Below are 3,674 nucleotides of genomic sequence, written 5' to 3'. Positions count from 1 at the left end.
CGGGTCACCTGACCGAGAAGTCCATTTTTATGGTTCCTAGATAAGGATTGATATGAACAAAAACGTTATTGAGCAATCAGCCCCTTGGTGGAAATTTGGCCATGCATGGATGGTGTTCGCTTTGCCCGCAATTGTTGTTGTTGCAAGTTTCATTACTTTGTACCTCGCTGTCACAAGGCCTGATGAGCTTGTCACGGAAGACTATTACCGCAAAGGTGTTGAGATTAACAAAACACTGGAAAATACTGCTGAAAACAGTGCTAGTCACGCACCGGCTTTGCAGGCTCGAAACCACGCACAAACAGGTGTGGTGTTGAAGCCGCAAACTGCGCAAAAACCATAATGTGAGTCGACCACGCACACAACTTTCGCTTGTGTGAAATTACCAGATTTACCTGCTACGACTACTCAACAGCGTCGTTTTTTTAATATATTTGAAGTTTCACGTTTTAAGTTTAACGTCAACTGAAAGCGTTTGATGATCGCTATGTCGGTTCATCAAGTCATGGCTATGCGAAATTGAATCGCAAACACAACTCAGTTACAAGCTTTAGGATTGACGATGTCACTCAAAGCTTCTGTGTTGATGATTCGAACGTGGCGTTGCTTCACTTCAACAATGCCTTCTTCAACAAATTTTGAAAAAGTACGGCTCACGGTTTCTAGCTTCAATCCAAGGTAGCTTCCAATTTCTTCACGGGTCATTCGAAGTATTAATTCCGACTGAGAGAAGCCACGAGCATGTAAACGTTGTACAAGGTTTAAAAGGAAGGTCGCAAGGCGTTCCTCTGCCCGCATGCTGCCTAGAAGCAGCATGACTCCGTGCTCTCGCACGATTTCCCGGCTCATGATTTTGTGAACGTGGCGCTGCAGCGAATTAATCTCGCGCGAAAGCTCCTCAATTCGATCGAATGGCATGACACAGACCTCTGCATCCTCCAGTGCGATTGCATCGCAGGTGTGGTGATCGTTCACGATGCCGTCAAGTCCAATGACTTCACCGGCCATTTGAAATCCAGTTACCTGGTCTCGTCCGTCTTCAGAGGCAATGCAAGTCTTAAAGAATCCTGTTCTGATCGCGAACAGACTTGTAAATTTTTCACCATTGCGAAAAAGCGTGGCTCCACGTTTGATCTTTCGCCGAGATGCAACGATGTCGTCAACGCGGTCGAGCTCTTCTCTGCTCAGGCCCAGTGGCATGCACAATTCCTGCAAATTACAGTTGGAACAAGCGACGTTTGTGGTTAGAGCATTCATAGTATTGATTCTGTCACTAATTGTTCGCTTGATCTGATTTTGAGTGCGCCGTCTGTTCTTCTTCTCCTTGTTATTTTGATTCGGATCAAAAAATCTCTTCTTTGTCCGGTGCATATTACTGGCGTTGTCAAGGAAAATTTATGAAGATTACGGTAGATGAAACAAGCTCCGATGATTTTATTCAACGCATTGACGTGTCTGGGCCACGGTATACCTCCTATCCCACCGTGGACCGATTTGTCGAAGCTTTTTCGGTTTCTGAGTACGCCCAGGCTTTGAATTTGAGGCGTGTCAGGGCTGCAGTCATGGCGCAGCCTCTTTCTATTTATGTACACATACCTTTTTGTAAATCGTTGTGCTATTACTGCGCTTGCAACAAAATTATCACAAAACAACACGCTCGATCAGCGCCTTATTTGCGGTATTTGAGTCGCGAAGTTGATTTGCATACCGCGCGTTTGGGCATTGGAGAATCTGTTTCGCAATTGCATTTAGGGGGTGGCTCTCCAACTTTTCTGTCAGATGCGGAACTGCGCGAATTTATGGCTATGTTGCGTCGCAACTTTGTATTTTCCAGCAAGGGTGATTACAGCATCGAAATAGACCCGCGCACTGTTGATGCCGATAGGCTCAATACCTTGGCAGATTTAGGATTTAACCGTTTAAGTATTGGCATTCAGGATTTCGACCCCATAGTTCAAAAAGCGGTCCATCGTGTGCAAGCTGCTGAAATGGTTTTGTCGTTAGTTGAGGCGGCTCGTCAGCGCGGTTTTGACTCTATCAATATTGATCTCATTTACGGGTTGCCACTTCAAAGCCCAGAATCGTTTGATCGCACATTGCTTCAGGTTATCGCTCTACGACCCGAACGAATTGCTCTGTTTGCTTATGAGCATTGTCCAGAGCGATTCAAGCCTCAACGAAAAATTGTTGTTGCAGAGTTGCCGGGTGACTTAGCCAAGGCCGACATGCGTTCACGTTCAATAGCTGCTTTTCTGGCGGCGGGGTATGTGCATTTGGGAATAGATCACTTTGCATTACCCACTGATTCGTTGGCCATTGCCAAAAGGCAAGGGCGTCTGTATCGAGATATTCAAGGGTTCAGAACTCAACCAGATTGCGATTTAATCGGATTGGGTGTTTCTTCGATCAGCCGTATTGGAGCCACTTACAGTCAAAATTCAAAAATTCTTGCTGATTATTTTGACTCTATTGACCAAGGTCTATTCCCCGTGGTTCGAGGTTTGGGCTTGTCCCGCGATGACCTGGTTCGTCGTGCGGTCATCATGTCTTTCATTTGCCATGGTGAAGTACTTTTTGAATCCATTGAATTGGCTCATCTGCTTGTGTTTAAAAAATACTTCGCTTCAGAGTTGGAGGCCTTGAAAACAATGGTCGCTGATGGTTTGGTAACATTTAATGACCATGGCATTGAACTCACGCCGATCGGTGTGCATTCTGTCCGTGCTGTGGCCATGGTGTTTGATCGGTATTTGCAATCGGACCTGACGCGGGCACGGTTTTCCAAGATTATTTAAATTTTTTCAAATGCAGTCATCTCTTGCCGTTACGGCGCTACTTATGGGTTTGGCCGGTGGGCCGCACTGCATTGCCATGTGTGGCGCTGCCTGTGCCGGTATCGGCCAGGCAGCAGGTGATCGAAAAAATTCAGCCATGTGGAGTTTTCAGGCTGGTCGGATAGTGGGTTACTCCGCGCTTGGGGCACTGGCCGCCGCTTCCATGCAAGGCTTGGGCTGGATGTCTGTTCAGACCGCAGCACTGAGACCGGTATGGACTCTTTTCCACGTAGCTACTTTGGTACTCGGATTGTTATTGATGTGGAACGCGCAGCAACCCGTCTGGCTTGAAAAAGCCGGCCGCAAAGTCTGGCATGTTGCCCGCTCGATTGCTCATGGTCGGGGCAGGGGCGCACCCTTGGTGATCGGTGTTTTGTGGACTTTTTTGCCATGTGGGTTGCTCTATTCGGCCCTGCTGGTGGCTGCACTGACCGGAAACGCGATGGATGGCGCATTTGTCATGACCCTGTTTGCAGCGGGCACCAGCGTATCACTGATGGCGGGCCCTTGGCTCTGGCTTCGCTTTAGCGGCAAAGGCGCTGGCGACTGGGGTGTTCGGTTAGCGGGTCTGGCTTTGGCGGTCAGTTCTGCTTGGGCGCTATGGATGGCGTTTTTCAGTGAAGGTGGCTTGTTTTGTATGCCACCCTGACGATCAACGGATTCTGATCTATCGGACTATGACCCGGTTCTTCAAATAGCGCCACCCCGCCGCGGCTGGGATAATCCACGCCATGTTGAGCCCCACACCCGTTCCCGCCGATTTCTGGAAGATGTCCGTTGCGCCCATGATGGATTGGACCGATCGCCATTGCCGTTATTTCCATCGTCTGTTGACCCGGC

Annotated in this window: 4 protein-coding genes and 1 pseudogene; 4 read left to right on the top strand and 1 reads right to left on the bottom strand. The window is 48.4% G+C overall.

Annotated elements, in window-relative coordinates; all coding sequences use genetic code 11:
- The first annotated feature begins 52 nt into the window (after nucleotides 1-52).
- A complete protein-coding gene (locus WCG50_RS18205) occupies nucleotides 53-343 on the top strand; it encodes a FixH family protein (protein WP_336901012.1) in 291 nt (96 codons plus the stop codon).
- Between the two features lie 194 nt (nucleotides 344-537).
- Here WCG50_RS18205 and fnr read toward each other — a convergent pair whose 3' ends face one another.
- Nucleotides 538-1,257, bottom strand: a complete 720-nt coding sequence (fnr, locus tag WCG50_RS18200) for a fumarate/nitrate reduction transcriptional regulator Fnr (protein WP_336901011.1) — start codon at nucleotides 1,255-1,257, stop codon at nucleotides 538-540.
- A 140-nt stretch (nucleotides 1,258-1,397) separates the two neighbouring features.
- On the opposite strand from fnr, the gene hemN reads away from it, so the two are divergent.
- From hemN to WCG50_RS18185, 3 genes and pseudogenes are all read left to right on the top strand, one after another.
- Nucleotides 1,398-2,795: an oxygen-independent coproporphyrinogen III oxidase gene (gene hemN, locus WCG50_RS18195; RefSeq protein WP_336901010.1), complete on the top strand. Its 1,398-nt coding sequence runs from the start codon at nucleotides 1,398-1,400 to the stop codon at nucleotides 2,793-2,795.
- Nucleotides 2,796-2,805: 10 nt separating this feature from the next.
- Nucleotides 2,806-3,483 (top strand): sulfite exporter TauE/SafE family protein, encoded by a 678-nt coding sequence (locus tag WCG50_RS18190; RefSeq protein ID WP_336901009.1) that lies wholly within the window; start codon nucleotides 2,806-2,808, stop codon nucleotides 3,481-3,483.
- Between the two features lie 82 nt (nucleotides 3,484-3,565).
- Nucleotides 3,566-3,674: pseudogene (locus WCG50_RS18185) on the top strand (tRNA dihydrouridine(20/20a) synthase DusA); the annotation flags it as partial.

The organism is Rhodoferax sp. (assembly GCF_037143375.1).
Lineage (GTDB): Bacteria > Pseudomonadota > Gammaproteobacteria > Burkholderiales > Burkholderiaceae_C > Rhodoferax.
This window is presented reverse-complemented; position numbering and strand designations above follow the sequence as displayed.

Excerpts from the sequence above, each read along its gene's own strand:
- WCG50_RS18205 (WP_336901012.1), top strand. The coding sequence starts at position 53 with ATGAACAAAAACGTTATTGAGCAATCAGCCCCTTGGTGGAAATTTGGC.
- WCG50_RS18190 (WP_336901009.1), top strand. The coding sequence starts at position 2,806 with ATGCAGTCATCTCTTGCCGTTACGGCGCTACTTATGGGTTTGGCCGGT.
- fnr (WP_336901011.1), bottom strand. The coding sequence starts at position 1,257 with ATGAATGCTCTAACCACAAACGTCGCTTGTTCCAACTGTAATTTGCAG.
- hemN (WP_336901010.1), top strand. The coding sequence starts at position 1,398 with ATGAAGATTACGGTAGATGAAACAAGCTCCGATGATTTTATTCAACGC.